The following is a 17,641-nucleotide window of genomic DNA, read 5'->3' on the forward strand; positions in this document are numbered from 1 at the left end:
CCACCCGGGCGTGCTCGGCGGTAAGGCCGCCGGCGCGAACCTCGACCGTGCCGGCGGGGGTGGCACACACCAGCAGCACCCCCTCGGCGGCCAGGGCGTCGCCAAACGCACCGGGGAGCACCGAAACCACGGTGGTGGTGCGGATCGCGCCACCACGTTCGTCCAGCACCGCGACGCCATCGAAGTCGGCGAGAATCGGCAACCGGTCGCGCAACTCGGAGGCGCCGATACGCCGGGCGGGGATACCGCCGACGGATTGCAGCACCCCAAGGCGTTGCTCGGCGGTCGGCCCGAGCGCCACCACACCGTCATCGGAGACCAATTCCACCGCGAACCGCTCGGACCACTCATCCCAGATCGACCGGCTGCGCGTGGCGACGGCGACCAAGCGGGGATCGTCGTGGGCATGCCGAAAGATGCGTGACTCGCCACCGGACTGACCCTGCCCGGGCACGCCGCGCTCGTAGATGGTCACCGAGACCCCACGCTCGACCAGGGCATAGGCGGTGGCCAAACCGACAATCCCGGCGCCGATAACGCCAACGTCAGTGGACCGCATACTGCGACTCAACCATCACCGCAGGTGTTTGTCTGTGGAGTGGGCGATCCCGATGCGGAGTTCCCGCGAAGTGGGGGAGTGATGCGGATATTTATTGCCTCACTTTCAACTTATAGCGGAGAGGGGGGCTTGCGGCAAGGCCCCGGTGACCCCGCAAAATGGCTGGCCGAAACCAAAACTCGGGGTAGTGGGGGCGCAAAGTGGGGAATGTCGAATCGATCGCCGACCATGCGGTGGTGGTGGTCGGTGCGGGCCCGACCGGGCTGATGTTGGCCGGTGAATTGGCATTGGCCGGAGTCGACGTTGCCCTCGTCGAGCGGCGCGTCAACCAGGATCTGCTTGGCGCGCGTGCGCTTGGTTTGCACGCCGGCACCATCGAGGTTCTGGATCAGCGAGGTATCGCCGGGCGGTTCCTCGCGCAGGGGTATACGGCGCAGGTCGCGGGATTCGCCGGGGTTCGCTTTGATATCAGTGATTTCCCCACCCGGCACCCCTACGGTCTGGCGTTGGTGCAGCAACACATTGAGCGCATTCTGGCCGATTGGGTCGCCGAGTTGGCGGTGACGATCTATCGCCGGCGTGCGGCCACCGGTATCGCTCAAGACGACACCGGTGTCGACGTCGCGCTGTCCGACGGCGAATCGCTGCGAGCGGAGTATCTCGTGGGATGCGACGGAGGACGCAGTGTGGTCCGCAAAGCGGCCGGCATCGAGTTCCCCGGCTGGGACCCGACAACCAGCAGCTTGATCGCCGAGGTCGAGACCACCGAGGAACCGGAATGGGGCATCCGCCGCGACTCGCTCGGCGTCCATTCCTTCGGCAGGCTGGAGAACGGCGGGCCGGTTCGGGTCATGGTGACCGAGCAACACCTCGGCGCCACCGGCGAACCCACGCTGTGCGACCTCCGCGAGGCGGTCATCGCCGTGTATGGGACCGACTATGGGATCCACAGTCCCACATCGATTTCCAGGTTCACCGATATGACTCGCCAAGTCGCGGCCTACCGCGACGGGCGCGTCCTGCTGGCTGGCGATGCCGCCCACGTCCATTACCCGGTGGGCGGGCAGGGACTCAACACCGGTGTACAGGACGCGGTCAACCTGGGATGGAAGCTGGCCCAAGTGGTCAAGGCGACCTCGCCCGCAAGTCTCCTCGACACCTACCATGCCGAGCGACACCCGGTCGCTGCGCGGGTGCTGCGCAATACGATGGCCCAAGTCGCGCTTCGCCGATCAGACGATCGCATCCAGGCCTTGAGGGAGACGGTTGCTGAGCTCGTCAGCATGGCGGAGCCCCGAAACCGGTTCGCCGCCATGATGTCCGGTCTGGACATTCGTTACGACCTCGGCGAGGGCCACCCGTTACTGGGACGCCGGATGCCCGATCTGGACTTGGTCACCGCGCACGGCCCGACGCGGGTCTACGACCTGTTGCACAAGGCGCGGCCGGTGCTGCTCAACCTCGGTGAGCCCGGCGCCTTGGATATCACGCCCTGGCTCGATCGCGTTCGGCTGGTCGAGGCGAAATATGGTGGCGACTGGGAACTTCCGGTCCTCGGTGTCGTCACCGCGCCCCGCGCCGTGCTGATCCGGCCCGACGGGCACGTTGCCTGGGTGGGGGACCGAGCACAGCATGGCCTCGCTGACGCGTTGACCAGCTGGTTCGGTCCCCCCACCGAAGTGGCTACGTCCCAGTGAACACCAGCGGATCGTGCAGCACCCGGGTGCCGTCGTGCAGCGCATCGATGGCCTGCATGTGTTCGGGCTCCAGGGTGAAGTCGAACACGTCGAGGTTCTCGGCGACACGCTCGGGCTTCGAGGACCGCGAGACAACGACGTTGTCCAACTGCAGGTTCCAGCGGACCAACACCTGCGCAGGCGTGCGGCCGTACTCGGCGGCGATCGACGTGACGGTCGGTTCGTCGATCAATCGACCCACCCCCAGCGGGCTGTAGGCCTGGGTAACCACATCGTGCTCGGCGTGCGCCTGACGCAGCTCGGCCTGGTTGAGCCGCGGGTGCAGCTCAATCTGGTTCACCGCCGGCACCTCCGACGTTTCCTCGATCACCGTCGCCAAGTGGTCTTCGGTGAAGTTCGAGACGCCAATCGAGCGGACGTGGCCCTCCTCCCGTGCCTTGATCATGCCCTCGAAGCTTTCCACGTACTTGCCCAGCGTCGGAGCCGGCCAGTGGATCAAGTACAGGTCGAGGTAGTCCAGTCCGAGCCGGTCCAGGCTCGCCTTGCACGACTCCTGGGCGCTGTCAAAGCCCTGCTTGGAGGTACCGAGCTTGGTGGTGACGAAGAGCTCCTCACGGGGAATCCCCGACGCAGCGATGGCGCGGCCGACGGCCTCTTCATTTCCGTAGGCGGCGGCGGTATCGATCAGCCGGCAGCCGAGTTCGAGCGCGGTGATCACCGAGCTTTCCGTTTCAGCGTCGGACAGTTTGGCAACACCCAAGCCGAGGACCGGCATCTGTGCTGAGTCATTGAGCGCGACCGTCGGGATCACGCCAGGGGTAGTAGTTCGCTCATCAATCACAGTCATTTCCGCTATCACCTGCCTGCAAAGTTGCTTGCTGGATTGTTGGATTCAGATCGAGCGGCGGCAATAGAGGAGGGCACCACTGCCCATAACCACGCGAACGCCAAACTCGAAACACGTCGAACCTTGAGCATCGCGTGCGGTCCACCGACGTCGATCGACGCAACTGTAGCCCACACGGCAACCGGCGGTCAGGGAAACGGGGCTTCAACGTCGCGTAGCAAAACTGTTGGATTAGTGAGACTTACGCGCTTCCAGCACAGACGCCGGCCAGGCAGTGTGTGGGCAATTGTGTGACGTGCGCTACACCGCGTGTCGCAACGAGCGTCGGTGGTGCGAGTTAAGGCCGGCCTAAGTGAGATACATCACCGCCGAATTACGCTGTAGAGCAAAGGAACCACCCGCGCGTTCACCGGGGGTAGCGGTGGCGTTGAATCTGTAACCCCCTATGCTCGAGGGGCAGGAATGCACACCCGAACCGCTCTTGCGCGTTTGCCCAACGTGTTGGGGTGCTACTGGAAGTGAGGCCAGCCTGTCCCATGAAAGCGAATCAAGGACACCTCGAAATAGCCTGGCAAGCAACGCAAATAGGGGCAGAAACCCTTGCGACGTCGCAGCCCGGTACGGTGCGCCACAAGGGTGACCGAGACACCGTTACCGACATCGACCTTGCGATTCAGCGCGATATCGCCGAGCACCTCGCACGGGCCACACCCGATATTCCATTGCTGGCCGAGGAATCCGAACACCAGCCCGACATCGCGACGACAGAATGGCTTTGGGTTCTCGACCCTATCGACGGAACATCGAACTTCGTCCACGGATTGCCGTTGTGCGCGGTGTCCCTGGCGCTGCTGCACCGCGGCCGCACCGTGGTCGCGGTGACCAATGCGCCGTTGCTCGGTCGCACCTACCACGCCGTCGAAGGCGGCGGCGCGTTCCTCAACGGCCAACCGATCACCACCAGCGGTACCGCCAACCTCAGTGAGGCCATCGTGTCGTTGGGCGATTACGCCGTCGGTGCTGACGCGGCCGCGCTGAACGTGCAGCGGCTCGCGATCACCACCGAGCTGGTGCCCCGCGTCGAACGGATCCGCATGGTCGGGGCGGCAACGCTTGACCTCGCGTTCGTCGCCGAAGGAGCGCTGGACGCGTGCGTGATGATGTCCAACAAGCCCTGGGACACCGCGGCGGGAACGCTGATCGCCCGTGAAGCCGGCGCACACGTCACCGACGCCTGCGGCGACGCCCATACTCACCAATCGGCGTCGACCGTGGCGGCCGCACCGGCCATCGTCGACCAGTTGGGCGCGGTGCTCCACACCGCCGGCGCTCTGGCCACCGAGCCGGTCTGAAGTTCGCTTGCACGGCAAGCGGTTACCGGCGGCCTACAGATCGGAGCTGGAGCGCCAGAGGTCGTCGACGCCGGATTCGGTTGCGTACTGATCGATCTCGGCTAGTTCCTCCGAGGTGAACTCGAGGTTGTCGAGCGCGCCGAGGTTCTCTTCCAGTTGCGCCACGCTCGATGCGCCGACCAGGGTCGACGCCACGGTCGGGTCGCGCAAGACCCAGGCCAGCGCAAGCTGCGCCAGGGTCTGGCCCCGCTTCTTGGCGATTCGCTGCAAGCCCTGCAAGCGTTCCCGCACCGTGTCGGTCACCAGGTTGTGATCGAAGGTGGGTCGGTCGGTGGCCCGGACGATCTCGTCGGTCGGCGTGTCGACATAGCGGTCGGTGAGCAGGCCCTGGGCCAGCGCCACGAACGTGATCGCGCCCATCCCGGCGGTGGTCAACGCATCGGTCAAGCCGCCCTCGACCCAGCGGTTCAACATCGAATAGGACGGCTGGTGGATCACCAGCGGTGTGCCGAGCTGTTTGGCGATCGCGGCGGCTTCCGCGGTGTTGGCTGCCGAGTACGACGAGATACCGACGTAGCGCGCCTTGCCGGCCCGCACCGCGGTATCGAGGGCTCCGATCGTTTCCGCGAGCGGCGTGCGCGGGTCGACCCGGTGCGAGTAGAAGATGTCGAGATAGTCGAGCCCCAGCCGGCTGAGTGACTCATCGAGGCTGGACAGCAGGTAGGTGCGGCCGCCGAGCTGACCGTAGGGGCCAGGCCACATGTCCCAGCCGGCCTTGCTCGAGATCAGCAGCTCGTGGCGATACGGCTTGAAATCATGCCGCAGCATCCGGCCGAAGTTCTCCTCGGCGGCGCCGTACGGCGGGCCGTAGTTGTTGGCGAGATCGAAATGCGTGATGCCGCGGTCGAACGCGTAGCGCAGCACTTCACGCTGGGTGTCGAACGGGCGGTTGTCACCGAAGTTGTACCAGAGGCCGAGGGACAGCGCAGGCAGCAGCAGGCCGGACTCACCGACACGGCGGTAAGGCATGTGGTCGTAGCGAGTCGACGCCGCGACCCACGGGTCGTGGGTGAAGGGAACGCTTTTAATCAATGGCTTTTCAGTCATGCCTTTTCATCGTAGGGGGTCGGTGGTCGGTTCCGCTGCTATCCGCGGATGTCGCCGGCGGGGGCGAAATGTGCGGCCAGCACTAGTCGTTGACCGCCGCGGCCGGATTCCGGCGAGCTGCGGCATGCGGTGCTGACCGAGTAGGTGGCGCCGGGAACCGCCTCGAGGCCGACGACGGTAGCGGGCGAGTTCCCGTCGGACCGAGGGCGCCAGCAGCGGCCCGAGCACTACGCCCGCGCCGAGCGCCAGCGCCGTCCCGGCAGCCAGCATGAGCCAGTTGCCCTCGGCAGCAGCCTGCCCGTTGACCAGGTGGACGAACCCGCGGTACAGGGTCATCCCCGGGACCAGCGGCACGATGCCGGCCATCGCGATCACCAGCAGTGGAACCCGCACCCGATGCGCACCGATCGCCCCGCCCAGACCGATCGCGGCGGCGGCCACGAATGAGCTGGTGATTTGGTCGGTCCCGGCGATCCGCAGCCCGAAGAACAGCAGCGCGCCGGTTGCTCCCGCGGCACCGGCCGCCACTGCCGCGCGCACCGGTGCGTAGCTGGAGACCGCCGAGGCGGCGGCACCGACCGCGCCCGCCAGCACCCGCACCGGGACGCCCAGCGGTCCGACCGGCACGTCGGGGCTCACACTGACATCGACACCGGCGGCCACCCCGATGCGGACCGCGATGGTGACACCGACCAGGATGCCCACCGACGAAAGCAAGATGTCCATCATCCGCGACACGGCGGTCAGCTGAAAGCCGGTGATGGCGTCCTGTACGGAGCCGACCGTGGCCAGCCCCGACAGCAGCGCCACGATGTTGGCCGCCACCACCACCGACGGGGCGGTGCCTGCCGGCAGTCGACCGGCGGCGTCGAGCCCCACGGTCACACCGGTAGCGATGGTGGCGCCGACCACCTGCAGGAACAGCATCGGCAAATGCCAACCGTTGAGGATGCGACCGACGCGATCGATCAGCGCGGTCGTCACCGCCGCGATCGCGGCCACCAGTAGCCCGGCACCCAGCAGCATGGAGAAGCTGCCGGCCATCACCCCCAGCGCAACGGTGGAGACCCATCGCGGGTAGGGATGCTTGGCCCGTTCCAACGCGGTCAACTCGCGCTGCACCCACTCGGGCTCCGGTGTGGTGTCGACGACGTGCTGGGCCAGGTCGGTGGTCAACTGCAGCCGCGTGTAGTCCAGCGACCGCGACTGCGCCAGATACATCGCGGTCACCGGCGCGCCGGCTACCCCGCGTGGCACCGACACCGTGATCGAGTTCGCGGTGACGTCGACGTGGGTGGCGGGAAACCCATAGGCGGTGGCCACCGCAGCGACCGTCGCGGCCACGTCCGCGGTGCCCGCCTGGCAGGCCAGCAGCAGCTGCCCGAAACGCAGCGTGACATCGAGAACCCGCCGCACACCGGCCTCGTCCATCTCGGCTGGCCGGTGCCGTCGCCGCTTGGGCGCCTCGGCGTCGTCGCGGACCGCTGCCGCGAGTCCTGACCCGCTCATCGCCCTCCCTTCTGCCTCGGCCAACCAAGCTCGGCCTATCAGCGGGCGTTACCTGGCCCAGGGCTCGCTAAACCCGAATGCGTGGTCCGCCTTCTGGCGGCCCCCACCCGGGTGTACCGTGATGCCCGCGCGTCGGTTACTGTGACCCACATCAACGTGGCGGTAGAATGTGAACCACATCACACCCGGAGGTGTCTGTGAGAAGCGTGAATGGTAAGCCCGTAGTGGTCACACCGCGCACGACCGGAACGATCAGCCCGAGGCGAGTTGTCCTGGCTACCCTGCTGGTCGCGATCTTTGTCAGCGCGATCGTCGGCATCGTCGTGACGACGGCGATGGGACAGACCACCGCTGCGCTCGCCATTGCGCTCGTGACGGCCGCCTTCTTCTGCTCCTTCGCGTTCTGCTGACGCCGGAGGCCCAGCGCTGAACTCGCACTGACCGCTGCCCGCCGCATCAGTGGTCGCACACCGCGGTGAAACGGTTGCACCATAGAACCCATGGACGCCCAGCACCGCAAGGACAATGACACCTGGGACCTGGCCACCAGCGTGGGCGCGACGGCGACCATGGTGGCCGCGGCCCGCGCGGCCGCCTGCAACACGGCAGATCCACTTATCGACGACGCGTTCGCCGAACCACTGGTCCGCGCCGTGGGAATCGACTTCCTCACCCGATGGGCCAGCGGGGGTCTTGGTGTCGTTGACGACGGCGTCCGCAGGGTTTTGGACTGGTTTGTTGACCTCATGGCGGTTCGGACCCGGTACTTCGATGCGTTCTTTATGGACGCGACCACGGCGGGAATCCGTCAGGCGGTGAATCTGGCCTCCGGTCTCGACACCCGCAGCTATCGGCTGGCCTGGCCGCCGGGGTGCACGGTGTTCGAGATCGACCAGCCCCAAGTCATCGAGTTCAAGGTTGCGACGCTGGCCCGGCTCCACGCCGAACCGACCGCGGATCTGCGGATGGTGCCGATTGACCTGCGCCACGACTGGCCCACCGCCCTGCGTCGAGCCGGCTTCGATCCCAGTCTGCCCACCGCGTGGATCGCCGAAGGCCTGCTGCCGTTCTTGCCGCCGGAGGCTCAGGATCGGTTGCTGGACACCGTCACCGCGCACAGTGCCGTCGGCAGTCGGCTGGCCACCGAGATCTTTGTTCCGCCGACGCACGAGATGATGCAACCCATCACGTACCAGTGGCGAGAGCACGGGTTCGGCATCCAGCCGTCCGACCTCGTCTATGACGGCGTCCGCAACGATGTCGCGGCGTATCTGGATCACCGCGGCTGGCAGTCGGTTACGACACCGATGAGCCAGTTGCTCGCGGAGAACCAGCTGCCGCCCCGCGACCACCCATCGCCGTTCGTGGACAACGCCTACTACACCGCGATCCGGCTCGGCGAGAGCAAATGAGGGCGCGATGAATCCCGTCATTCACCGAATGACGGTGGCGCGGCGGAGTCGGCGGTGCCCCAAACCGTGTTGGGGACGGGGGAGAGCCAGAAGGTGAGGTCGCCGCCGGTGCGGATGATCGGCTCCGGAAGGAACGTTTGGTCGGTGGCCTGGCCGTCGATGGCCAGCCCGTTGAGGTACTTCAGGCCGTTCGGTCCCGACGCGCCCGGCGCCCGGATTTGAATGGCTTGCCCTGCGGGAAGCCGGATTTCGGCGCGCTCGAAAACCGGCGTGTTCACGGTGAGGATCGGGGTGCCCGGGGTGCTCGGGTACAGGCCGAGCGCGGCCCAGACATACCAGCTGGACATCGCGCCGAGGTCATCGTTGCCCGGCTCGCCGTTGGGTGTGGGACCGAACAGCTCGCTGCGTACCCGGTCCACCGTCTGCTGGGTCTTCCACGGTTGGCCGACGTAGTTGTACAGCCACGGCACCCCGAAGTTTGGCTCGTTGCCGATCCACAGATAGGGCTGGTTGGGGCCGGCGTTGAGCTGTGCGGTGAAGCGGTCGAGCCGGTCGGTCACGGCCTGGCGGCCGCCGAGCGCGGCGGTCAGGCCGGCGATGTTGTGCGGCACCCACCAGAGGTATTGCTCGGCGTTGCCCTCGTCGAATCCGTCCTGACCGAAGTCCTCCGAACCGGGCTCCACGAACCCGGGGCCGTCGAGGAAGGCGCCCGCCACGGTGCGGGGCGAAAGGTAGCCGGTGGCCGGGTTGAACAGGTTCCGCCAGTACTGGGCCCGGTCCTGGAATTCCGCGGCGGTTGCGGTGTCACCGAGCGCGTCGGCGAACCGGGCGATCGTGAAGTCGTCGACCGCCCACTCCAGCGTGAGGGAGGCTCCCACGATCTTGTGATCGGTGCTGAATTCGGGGGACTGCGGTGCGTAGCCATGCGCCAGATAGGTGGCGATCCCCGGCCGCTCCACGTAGCTGCCCCGCCCGATACCGCCCTGGGTTGCCGCGTTCACCATGTACCGCAAGGCCGTGCGGGAGTCGAAGTCCGTGCCGCCGAAGGTGTACAGGTTCACGATCAGCGGCACCACGTTGTCCCCGGTCATCTCGCCGGTCGCCGAATTCGCGAGCGCCCAGCGCGGAAACGACCCGCTCTGCTCGGCGTCGTTGACCAGCGATTGCGCCATGTCGCTGGCGTGCTCCGGGAACAGCAGCGCCTGCAGGGCGGCCAGGCACCGGTAGGTGTCCCAGTCGGAGAAGTTGGCGTACTGGGTGCGCCCGGCGGCCACGGTGTGGATGTTGCCGTCGAACCCGATGTAGCGCCCGTCCACGTCGTTGAAGGTGTTGGGGTGCAGCAGCGCTCGATACAGCGCGGTGTAGAAGGTCGTCACGTCGTTGGTGTCGGTGCCGGCCACCGCGATGCGCGACAGCGCGGCGTCCCAGTCCGTCGCGGCCGCGGCGCGCACCTCGTCGAAACTCTCTTCGCCCTCGGCGACCAGGTTCGCTCGCGCGCCGTCGACGCTGACGTAGGAGAGCGCGGTGCGCACGTCGAGCACCGAGCCGGCCGGGAACTCGACGTAGCCGCCGCCACGGCTGGACTCCGCGCTGCGTGCGCCGGGGAATACCGTGTCGCCGTCCCAGGTGCCATATGCGCCGAACGGCTGGCTGAACTTCATGGCGAAGTACACCGTGTAGACGTTGTTCTTGCCGCAGAATTCGCCGGTGGTCGCCGAGCCGGTGATCGTGGTGTTGTCCTGGCCGATCTGGATAGTCGCCGCGGAGTTGCCGGCCAGCGACCCGCCGGGACGCACGTGGAACAGCGCGGGCCGACCATTGTCGGGGTAGCGAAACCGGCCGGCGCCGGTGCGGGTGGTGGCGGTCAGTTCCGCGGTCACCCCGGTGTCGGGGAACCGCACCGTGTAGTAGCCGGGCCGGCCGACCTCGGTGTCGTCGTGGGCGATCCGCTCCCACGCATCCCAGGGCTGCGAGCCGATCGGGGTGGTGGTGGGCAGCATCGGGATGTCGCCGAACGCGGCGCAGCCCACCGAGGCGTGGGTCATGCTGAATCCGGTGGAGCGCTCGTTGTCGTGGTCGTAGCCGGCGTAGGTGTCGGTGGTGTCCGGCGAGTACTGCACCATGCCGAACGGCACCGAGGCGCCGGGGAAGTTGTTGATCTCGCCCACCGTCTCGCCGCCGGTTCCGGTGCCGATCAGCGTGTCGACGTGGTCCACCGGGTTCGGGACGAAGGCGGCCTCTTCGGCGCGCACCGTGGGCATCGCCCCCATCGTCATGCCGACGACCGCCGCCGCGATGAACGCGGCGAGGAGACGTCGGGGCTGCATAGCTGTCTTTTACTCCACCGCCCCGCGTTGGCGGGGGGTTTCGACGTGGCCGCCATCCGCGGACACCGGCTCATGTCGGGTGCCGGCCCGAGAGCCTGAAAACCCGTTCGACGCCGAGGGCGAAAAGTAGCCTGTGGTGCTATGCCGGTGGCGGTTCGGGTGGTTTCTGCGGTGTACGCCTTGCTGCTGTCGGGCATTGCCGGTGTTGCGGGCGCGGGCAGTGCGGGCGCCGAGCCCGTCATCGCCGGCCCCGACGCCAGGTTGGTGGGCTGGGACACCTACCGCCGATTGGATCGGTTGCCGTATCTGAGCGCCGGCACCCAGGCCCTGCAGGTGTCGAGCTTCGATCGAAGCGGCGGCGATTTCGACGTCGCGACCGGTAACCGGAACGGCACCGGCGGATGTTTGGCGCTCGGCGGTGCCGGCTGTGTCATCGCGGAGGATCACGGCGCCGGCGAGGTCGATTCGATCTGGCTCACCCGCGACGGCGGCAAGGTGGGTGCCATCGGAACGGTCCGCATTGAACTGGATGGCCAGACGGTGCTCGACGCGCCGCTGCAATCGGTGGTCGACGGTGGGCTGGGTGCGCCGTTCGTGTGGCCGCTGGTGGCCAACGGTACTCAGTCGCCGGGCGGGGTCTACATCAAGGTGCCGATGCCGTACCGGCAATCGATGCGGATCAGCGTCGCAGCCAATTTGGAGTACTACCACGTCGACTATCGCCAGTTTTCGACGGCCGACGGCGTACGCACGTTCTCGCCCGCCGACCCCGCGCTCGACGTGCTCGCGATGTTCCGCGCCGCGGGCGCCGGCGACCCCAAACCGAGCGCGGCCGGCGCAGCGCACCACCCCCGGGTTGTCGACCTCCCTGCCGGCGCCGGGCTGACAATCGCGGAATCGACCGGGTCGGGCACGATCTCGGCGCTGCACCTGCGGCTACCGCAGCCGGCCGATCACCTGCTGGCCGGGCTGCGGCTGCAGATCGAGTTCGACGGCCAAACCCTGGTCGACTCGCCCCTGGGGGAGTTCTTCGGCGCCGGGCTGGGCGCCACCGGCGTGCGATCGCTGATGTTCGCCACAATGCCGCAACCCGACGGCGCGGTGGCGTTGTCGGAATGGTGGCCCATGCCTTTCGTCGAAAGCGCGCACGTCACCCTGGTCAACACCACCGACAATCCGGTACCCGGGATCGACTGCGATGTGGTGACGGCACCCGACCCCCAGTGGGCACCGGCGCTGGCCAGCGGCCGGGCCGGCTACTTCACCGCACGGTCCCACGCCGGGCCAACGGTCCTCGGTCAGGACTGGCTGTTCGCCGACGAAGCGGGGCACGGCAAATTCGTGGGTGTCAGCCACACCATCCGCGGTGCTCGGATCAAAACGGCGTTTAGTGACGGCGCCCCGTACTTTCTCGAGGGCGCCGAACGGGTGTACACCGACGGTTCCGCGTCGCCGCAATGGTATGGAACGGGCACCGAGGACTTCTACGAGGGCGGCTGGTATTTCAAGGGCGGCACGCACTTTAGCGCGCCGCTCACCGGCCAGCCCGACCAACGCACGGCGGCCGCCGGATGCGCCGACTACTGTGTCGGCGCCTACCGGCTCATGCTCGCCGACGCCATCGGCTATCACTCCGCCATCCGGTTTGGCATCGAGCACGGCAAACGCAATATGGTTCAACCCGACTACAGCTCAACCGCGTTCCTCTACACCCAACCCAACGACACCGCCGCCCCCAGCGACGACGTCAACCCCGGCGACCCGGGCAGTCGATTCCTGCACGGCTACACCGATGCCGATGCCACCGATCAACTGCTGAACAGCGAGTACGAGGGGAGCGAGGACACCCGGCCCGTCATCGGGGTGGTGCGCGCCACCACCGCGGCGATCACGTTCGAGGTTGCGGTGGACCCGGACAACCAGGGCATCCTGCTGCGCCGCACGTCGGACCAGGCCGTTGGCTACCAGTCGGCCGACATTGCCATTGACGGCGTACCGGCCGGGAATTGGCTAGAGCCACGCAGCAACACCGCACACCGGTGGCTGGACGACACCTATCTGGTACCCGGCACTCTTTCCGCGGGTAAAACACGCGTCGCGGTCACGCTCACACCGACGCCCGGTTCACCGCCCTGGACGGCCAGCCGCTACCACGTCGACACACTGACGGCTGAGGAGTAAACGCGGAGCGGCTCACCTCGAGGCGCTGAGGATCTTGATCGCGAAGACCAGCGAGTCACCCTTTTCGATCCCGGCGGCGGGCTGACCGTCGGGGTATCCGTCGGCGGAGGTCATGGCGACCGCGACCGTGGACCCCACCTTTTGGCCGGCGATGGCCTTTTGGAAGCCGGGCACGACGCGGTTGAGCGGGAAGTCGGCCGGGACACCGCGTTGGTAGCTGCTGTCGAACACGGCCCCGTCGCGTCCGTCGACGCCCATGTAGCAGACGGAAACCGTCGCATCGGCCGCCACGATCGGCCCGTCACCGGCCCGCAGCGTGTGCACCTGGGTCTCCGCCACGCTAAACGGTGCATCCACCGTGACCTGCGGCGCCGCCGTATCGGTGGATCCGGTGACCGCGACGCTGCCGGTGTCGCCGGACAGCGTCCATTCGGCTGCGCCCCCGTCCGACGGGGCCGCCATTGGGCAGGTGCTGGCCGCCGCCGTCGGCGTGGTGACGGCGGGGGAGGGCGTGCGCGCCGCCGAACTAGCCGACGTATGTGCATCGGAGCCGCATGCGGCCAGGGTCATGACGAACGACGCGGCGCCGGCAGCAAGCGCGACGGACAGGGTCACACGAGAGGAGTTCACGCTCGTCACGCTACAGCCGACTCGTGGCCATCCTCGGGCGGCCGGTCGACGCCGTGTCACCCCGCAGCGCCGACCCCATGCGTAATCCTGTCGTACAATGACGACATGATTACGACGGCGTTGGGGCTCGGTGACCTGCTCGGCGAGGTCAACGACGCGACGAAGCTGCTCCAGCGCTCGGCGACGGTTCCCGATCGGGTCGTCGAGCTGATCGACAGCTTCGAAACCACGCTGGGCGCCGCCACGCCATTACGTCTGGACGCCGACCCGTATCTCACCGCCGCGTTGTGGGCCGCCGCGTTTCGTGCCGAGAAGGCGCTGCGCCACGACGATGCCGAGCGGCGGCGTCGCGACGTTCGGATCGCGCTCGAGCAGTTCCGCCACGCGCTGCGCGACATCGTCGACAACCAGCCCTACAGCGACGGCGCCCCGGTGCGTGACGTGCTCACCCGGACCGCCGATACCCTGGCGTGCCCGCAGAAGACCCTCGCCGAACTGCTCGGCGTATCCGTGCGACAACTGCAGCGCTGGCTCGCCCCCGACGGACCCGAACCCGCCGCGGAAGACGCCGCCCGGATCCGCATGATCGGCCAAGTCGTCAACCAGTTGCGCCATTCCTTCACCGGCCCGGGAACCGTCGCCTGGTTCTTCCGGTCCCATCCCATGCTTGCTCACCGCCCCATCGACCTGCTCGATGACCCGCTGCGCTATCCGCAGATCCTCAACGCTGCGACCGCAGCCCGCGCCATGACGGCATGAAATTCACGGCATTCCGCCACGCCGCCTACGACTCGCCCTGGTGGGCCTTCCCGAGTTCGGTCGACGGACGCTTTCACCGCGCCGGGCAGCAGACCGTGCAATACCTGAGCCTGCACCCCTTGGGGCCGGCGGCCGAAATGCTGCGCCACAACGTGGGGCCCGACGGCGATCCCGACGACGTCATCTTGAACCTGTGGACAGCCGCCCTCGAGGTTAATGACGTGCAGCGCATCGACTTTGACAACTGCCACACCTGGGGGATAGCGGTCGACGAGCTCGTCGGCGAGGACTACGCGGTCACCCAATCCTTAGCCGACGCCGTGCGCGGCAGCGGCGCGACGGCCATGACCGCGCCATCGGCGGCCCTGCCGGGCACCCACAACCTGATCCTGTTCGGCGTTCGGCTGCTGCAGCCGTACCTGTGGCAACCGCTGTCCGACGAAGAGATCCCGACCGGACATCTCTCCGATCGAGCGTGCGCGCCGGCCGAGGTTGCCGCCCATGTCCGGTGGCGCGGAAGCCCCCATGCAGCCGCCGAACAGTGGAAAAGTACCGGCCACTATGACCCGTTCGATGACCCGATGGCCACGCGATGGTGACGGTCGCGGAGCGGCAGCCGGGGCAACGGCAAGCATCTCCTGAGATTGCTAGCATTGCTAGCAATGGTGACATTGGAGGGAAAATGGCGACCTTAACGATTCGTGACTTCGATGACGACCTCAAGGCCGCACTGCGGGTGCGCGCGGCCGAGCAGGGCCGGTCAATGGAAGCCGAAGTGCGCGAGATCCTGCGCGCGGCGCTGACACGTCCGTCGTCGCGGGGCCCCGGGATGGGAACGCGGATTCGGCAGCGTTTCGCCGGCGGCGCAGATGCGCAGATTGAACCGCCGGCCCGGACCGAGCGTCCGCGGGCCGCGGAGTTCCGCGGGTGATTGTCCTTGACACCAATGTCGTATCCGAGTTGATGCGCAACGCGGCGGAGCCCGCGGTCGTTCGGTGGGTCGACGCATTTGACCCAGAGGATGTGTTCCTGACGGCGGTGACCGCGGCTGAATTGGTGTACGGCGTGGCACGACTGCCCATGGGGCGCCGCCAGGAACGGTTGTCCGGCCAAGTCAACGCGCTGCTCGCGGAGGATTTTGCAGACCAGGTTTTGCCCTTCGATGAGCTGGCGGCCGCGCACTACGCGGACATCGTCGTCTCCCGGGAGCGTTCCGGACGGCCGATCAGCATGGGGGATGCGCAGACGGCTGCAATCTGCCGCCAGTGGAGCGCTGGCGTGGCCACGCGCAACGTCGCTGACTTCACCGATACCGGCATCGACGTGATCAACCCATGGGAGTAGGGCGCCAAGAGGTGCCGGCGGAGCGGTGCGCATGGCCGGTCTGGGCCGTGGTTAGGTGTGGGTCAAATGCGCGCTGCTGTCGTGCAATTCGTCACGGCGCAGGCCCATCGGGGTAGTGAGGGGCACGTCGCCGCCGGCGCAAAGTAGGTCACCGCATGCACCGGTTCGAATCTGTCGAAGAAGCGTCTCGCCAGGCCTGGTTCTCTGCGCATGGCCCCAGTTAATCACCGGACCACTACGCTGCATGTTATGCATCGCGTGGACTACGTGATCCACTATGTCGCGTCGCTCAGCCGGTCGGTGGCGTTCTACCGCGACGTCATCGGGCTCCAGGTGCGGATCGAGGGCGACGGCTACGTCGAGTTCCAGATGGCTAACACCAAGTTTGCACTTTTCGAACGGTCCAAGCTTCCAGAGCTCATCGGCCGGGGCGGCGGCGATCCGCCATGCGGTGAGATCGGCTTCTTAACCGAGGACGTCGACGGGGAAGCGGAACGGCTGGCAGCGCTCGGCGTGGAGATCCTCCGCGGACCGGTGGATCGGCCGTGGCATGAGCGGACACTCCACATCGCCGATCCGGACGGCAACATCATCGAATTCGCGCAGAAGCTGCGCTAAAAACTCAAATCCACACAGAGATGCGCGGATTCGCAGAGCCTTGGCCCGATACCTCCCTTGCGAAGGAGACAGGCGTCTGGCATCCGGCGAGTAGCACGTTGACCGCCGCTGAATCAGCGGTGATGGCCACTATCGTCCCGATGTTGTAGTGGTCCTCGTCGTCCCACCTGATGATGGCGCTACGCCCAAGGTGATGCGCAGACAGGTTCTTGGGCTCGACTTCGGCGGGTTGCGGCGACAATGGCGCCGGCTCGGGGCTCGGTTGAACCTGAGGCGGCGCTTGTTCCGAAGCCTCAGACCATGCCCGGTCGTCGCCGAAGTACTCCACGTCGTCGCTGCCGTGTCGCAGTCGGCTTAGATCCGATTTCTTTTCCGGCGCGGCGGACCGATCGTCAACCCAGAATTCCCAGCCTGGCGGAGATGGTGGCCAGGACGGGTCCGGGGTCCACCCGGGCGGTGGCGACCAGCCCTCGGGGGGCTTCGGCCAGTTCGGAGGAGGGTTGTACCGCATCACCAATCACCACCCCAAACAACGAAATGTCATCTGATCAACCATAGCTGAGTCAGGACGCGGTGCAGGTGCGTATCGTGTCGACCGGCCAAGATCTTTCCGATACCGGCAGTCGGTTAGTCCGTCAGAGTGTCAACCGCGTCCAGCAACTCTGCCACGGCGGTAGCCGCCCGCCACAGGTGCTCCTGCGGCGATTCGTCATACCCCTTATGGCGTCGGCGCCAGTCACGGTCCCAGTAGCCCTCGAGCACCGATCCGAGGTGCGCACGCGACGCGGCGAGCTCGGTGCGCAGCTGTGTGGCCAGTTCGTCGTCGGACGGTTCGACGACCGCGAGGTGCTCGAGGCGCCGTGACCGCAGGGCCTCAATGGCAGCCGAATCGAGGCCGTTCTCAGCGGACCAGAACCGCAACACCCGCCGATTCTGATAGGTCCACACCGGCCAGGCACGCGGTCGATAGCACCAGTGCAACGGACGCTTACCCAGTCGCAGCTGGTGGCCGATCGCTTCGGCGGTGGTGTGCAGAGCCAGCCAGGGGAGCTCCTCGGCGGGAAGATCCATGACGAGCACGACGGCCCCGCGCTCCAGGGTCTCCGCGAAGGTCAGTAGCTCCCCGGTCACCCACATTTCGGTGAGCGGCCACCGAAGTTGGTCGCCGAGTTCCTGCCAGTGCGAGGCGACCTCCGCCATCTCGACGAGGTGCCCAATAGCCGTCGAACGCCGCATGACAAGAGCTTAGGCACGTTGGGTGAGCGCCACGACACCTCGCCGTGACCGCTGTGTCTCCGA

16 protein-coding genes and 1 pseudogene are annotated in these 17,641 nt (G+C 67.0%); 10 read left to right on the forward strand and 7 right to left on the reverse strand.

Annotated features, from left to right (window positions below; all coding sequences use genetic code 11):
• Positions 1-559, reverse strand: a 559-nt coding sequence (locus tag BKN37_RS01075) for an NAD(P)/FAD-dependent oxidoreductase (RefSeq protein ID WP_131823502.1), incomplete at its 3' end; no start/stop codon positions are given.
• A 218-nt stretch (positions 560-777) separates the two neighbouring features.
• Between BKN37_RS01075 and BKN37_RS01080 the strand changes: the two genes are divergently transcribed.
• Entirely contained in the window at positions 778-2,256 is a 1,479-nt protein-coding gene (locus BKN37_RS01080) for an FAD-dependent monooxygenase (RefSeq protein WP_095406964.1), read from the forward strand.
• Here BKN37_RS01080 and BKN37_RS01085 read toward each other — a convergent pair.
• The gene (locus BKN37_RS01085; protein ID WP_071019945.1) at positions 2,243-3,103 is read right to left on the reverse strand and encodes an aldo/keto reductase; all 861 of its coding nucleotides are present in this window, start codon (positions 3,101-3,103) and stop codon (positions 2,243-2,245) included. The genes BKN37_RS01080 and BKN37_RS01085 overlap by 14 nt on opposite strands.
• A gap of 536 nt (positions 3,104-3,639) precedes the next feature.
• Between BKN37_RS01085 and BKN37_RS01090 the strand changes: the two genes are divergently transcribed.
• Positions 3,640-4,455, forward strand: coding sequence for an inositol monophosphatase family protein (locus BKN37_RS01090; protein ID WP_071019948.1), 816 nt, complete (start codon positions 3,640-3,642; stop codon positions 4,453-4,455).
• Between the two features lie 33 nt (positions 4,456-4,488).
• Here the strand turns inward: BKN37_RS01090 and BKN37_RS01095 are convergent, their stop codons facing one another.
• Both BKN37_RS01095 and BKN37_RS01100 read right to left on the reverse strand, forming a co-directional pair.
• A complete protein-coding gene (locus BKN37_RS01095; protein ID WP_071019952.1) occupies positions 4,489-5,562 on the reverse strand; it encodes an aldo/keto reductase in 1,074 nt (357 codons plus the stop codon).
• A gap of 6 nt (positions 5,563-5,568) precedes the next feature.
• Entirely contained in the window at positions 5,569-7,071 is a 1,503-nt protein-coding gene (locus BKN37_RS01100) for a threonine/serine exporter family protein (protein WP_242657035.1), read from the reverse strand.
• Between the two features lie 224 nt (positions 7,072-7,295).
• On the opposite strand from BKN37_RS01100, the gene BKN37_RS01105 reads away from it, so the two are divergent.
• Both BKN37_RS01105 and BKN37_RS01110 read left to right on the forward strand, forming a co-directional pair.
• On the forward strand, positions 7,296-7,481 hold the full coding sequence (locus tag BKN37_RS01105; RefSeq protein WP_071019960.1) for a hypothetical protein: 186 nt from the start codon (positions 7,296-7,298) through the stop codon (positions 7,479-7,481).
• 90 nt (positions 7,482-7,571) lie between these two features.
• Positions 7,572-8,483 (forward strand): SAM-dependent methyltransferase, encoded by a 912-nt coding sequence (locus tag BKN37_RS01110; RefSeq protein ID WP_071019963.1) that lies wholly within the window; start codon positions 7,572-7,574, stop codon positions 8,481-8,483.
• Positions 8,484-8,506: 23 nt separating this feature from the next.
• Here the strand turns inward: BKN37_RS01110 and BKN37_RS01115 are convergent.
• A pseudogene (locus BKN37_RS01115) lies at positions 8,507-10,810 on the reverse strand (GH92 family glycosyl hydrolase); the annotation flags it as partial.
• A gap of 171 nt (positions 10,811-10,981) precedes the next feature.
• Here BKN37_RS01115 and BKN37_RS01120 point away from each other — a divergent pair.
• Positions 10,982-12,991, forward strand: coding sequence for a glycoside hydrolase family 172 protein (locus BKN37_RS01120; protein WP_071020223.1), 2,010 nt, complete (start codon positions 10,982-10,984; stop codon positions 12,989-12,991).
• A gap of 12 nt (positions 12,992-13,003) precedes the next feature.
• Here the strand turns inward: BKN37_RS01120 and BKN37_RS01125 are convergent, their stop codons facing one another.
• Complete coding sequence (locus BKN37_RS01125; protein WP_194074068.1) at positions 13,004-13,621, reverse strand: FKBP-type peptidyl-prolyl cis-trans isomerase; 618 nt, start codon at positions 13,619-13,621, stop codon at positions 13,004-13,006.
• 105 nt (positions 13,622-13,726) lie between these two features.
• Here BKN37_RS01125 and BKN37_RS01130 point away from each other — a divergent pair, with 105 nt between their 5' ends.
• From BKN37_RS01130 to BKN37_RS01150, 5 genes are all read left to right on the forward strand, one after another.
• On the forward strand, positions 13,727-14,380 hold the full coding sequence (locus BKN37_RS01130) for an antitoxin Xre-like helix-turn-helix domain-containing protein (protein ID WP_071019969.1): 654 nt from the start codon (positions 13,727-13,729) through the stop codon (positions 14,378-14,380).
• Positions 14,377-14,979, forward strand: a complete 603-nt coding sequence (locus BKN37_RS01135; protein WP_071019972.1) for an RES family NAD+ phosphorylase — start codon at positions 14,377-14,379, stop codon at positions 14,977-14,979. Before BKN37_RS01130 ends, BKN37_RS01135 begins: the two co-directional genes overlap by 4 nt.
• Positions 14,980-15,062: 83 nt before the next feature.
• A complete protein-coding gene (locus BKN37_RS01140) occupies positions 15,063-15,311 on the forward strand; it encodes a FitA-like ribbon-helix-helix domain-containing protein (protein ID WP_071019975.1) in 249 nt (82 codons plus the stop codon).
• Positions 15,308-15,724 (forward strand): type II toxin-antitoxin system VapC family toxin, encoded by a 417-nt coding sequence (locus BKN37_RS01145; RefSeq protein ID WP_071019979.1) that lies wholly within the window; start codon positions 15,308-15,310, stop codon positions 15,722-15,724. The genes BKN37_RS01140 and BKN37_RS01145 overlap by 4 nt, the downstream gene beginning before the upstream one ends.
• A 249-nt stretch (positions 15,725-15,973) precedes the next feature.
• Positions 15,974-16,342 carry a VOC family protein gene (locus tag BKN37_RS01150; RefSeq protein ID WP_071019982.1) on the forward strand — a complete coding sequence of 123 codons (369 nt, stop codon included), beginning with the start codon at positions 15,974-15,976 and terminating at the stop codon, positions 16,340-16,342.
• 627 nt (positions 16,343-16,969) lie between these two features.
• On the opposite strand, the gene BKN37_RS01155 is transcribed toward BKN37_RS01150, so the two are convergent.
• Positions 16,970-17,578 carry a DUF7711 family protein gene (locus BKN37_RS01155; RefSeq protein WP_131823503.1) on the reverse strand — a complete coding sequence of 203 codons (609 nt, stop codon included), beginning with the start codon at positions 17,576-17,578 and terminating at the stop codon, positions 16,970-16,972.
• Between the last annotated feature and the right edge of the window lie 63 nt (positions 17,579-17,641).

It is taken from the genome of Mycobacterium talmoniae, from assembly GCF_001854525.1.
GTDB lineage: Bacteria > Actinomycetota > Actinomycetes > Mycobacteriales > Mycobacteriaceae > Mycobacterium > Mycobacterium talmoniae.

Coding starts and splice junctions, on each gene's coding strand:
- BKN37_RS01155 (WP_131823503.1), bottom strand. CDS start 17,578: ATGCGGCGTTCGACGGCTATTGGGCACCTCGTCGAGATGGCGGAGGTC.
- BKN37_RS01110 (WP_071019963.1), top strand. CDS start 7,572: ATGGACGCCCAGCACCGCAAGGACAATGACACCTGGGACCTGGCCACC.
- BKN37_RS01150 (WP_071019982.1), top strand. CDS start 15,974: ATGCATCGCGTGGACTACGTGATCCACTATGTCGCGTCGCTCAGCCGG.
- BKN37_RS01135 (WP_071019972.1), top strand. CDS start 14,377: ATGAAATTCACGGCATTCCGCCACGCCGCCTACGACTCGCCCTGGTGG.
- BKN37_RS01140 (WP_071019975.1), top strand. CDS start 15,063: ATGGCGACCTTAACGATTCGTGACTTCGATGACGACCTCAAGGCCGCA.
- BKN37_RS01130 (WP_071019969.1), top strand. CDS start 13,727: ATGATTACGACGGCGTTGGGGCTCGGTGACCTGCTCGGCGAGGTCAAC.
- BKN37_RS01100 (WP_242657035.1), bottom strand. CDS start 7,071: ATGAGCGGGTCAGGACTCGCGGCAGCGGTCCGCGACGACGCCGAGGCG.
- BKN37_RS01095 (WP_071019952.1), bottom strand. CDS start 5,562: ATGACTGAAAAGCCATTGATTAAAAGCGTTCCCTTCACCCACGACCCG.
- BKN37_RS01085 (WP_071019945.1), bottom strand. CDS start 3,103: ATGACTGTGATTGATGAGCGAACTACTACCCCTGGCGTGATCCCGACG.
- BKN37_RS01090 (WP_071019948.1), top strand. CDS start 3,640: ATGAAAGCGAATCAAGGACACCTCGAAATAGCCTGGCAAGCAACGCAA.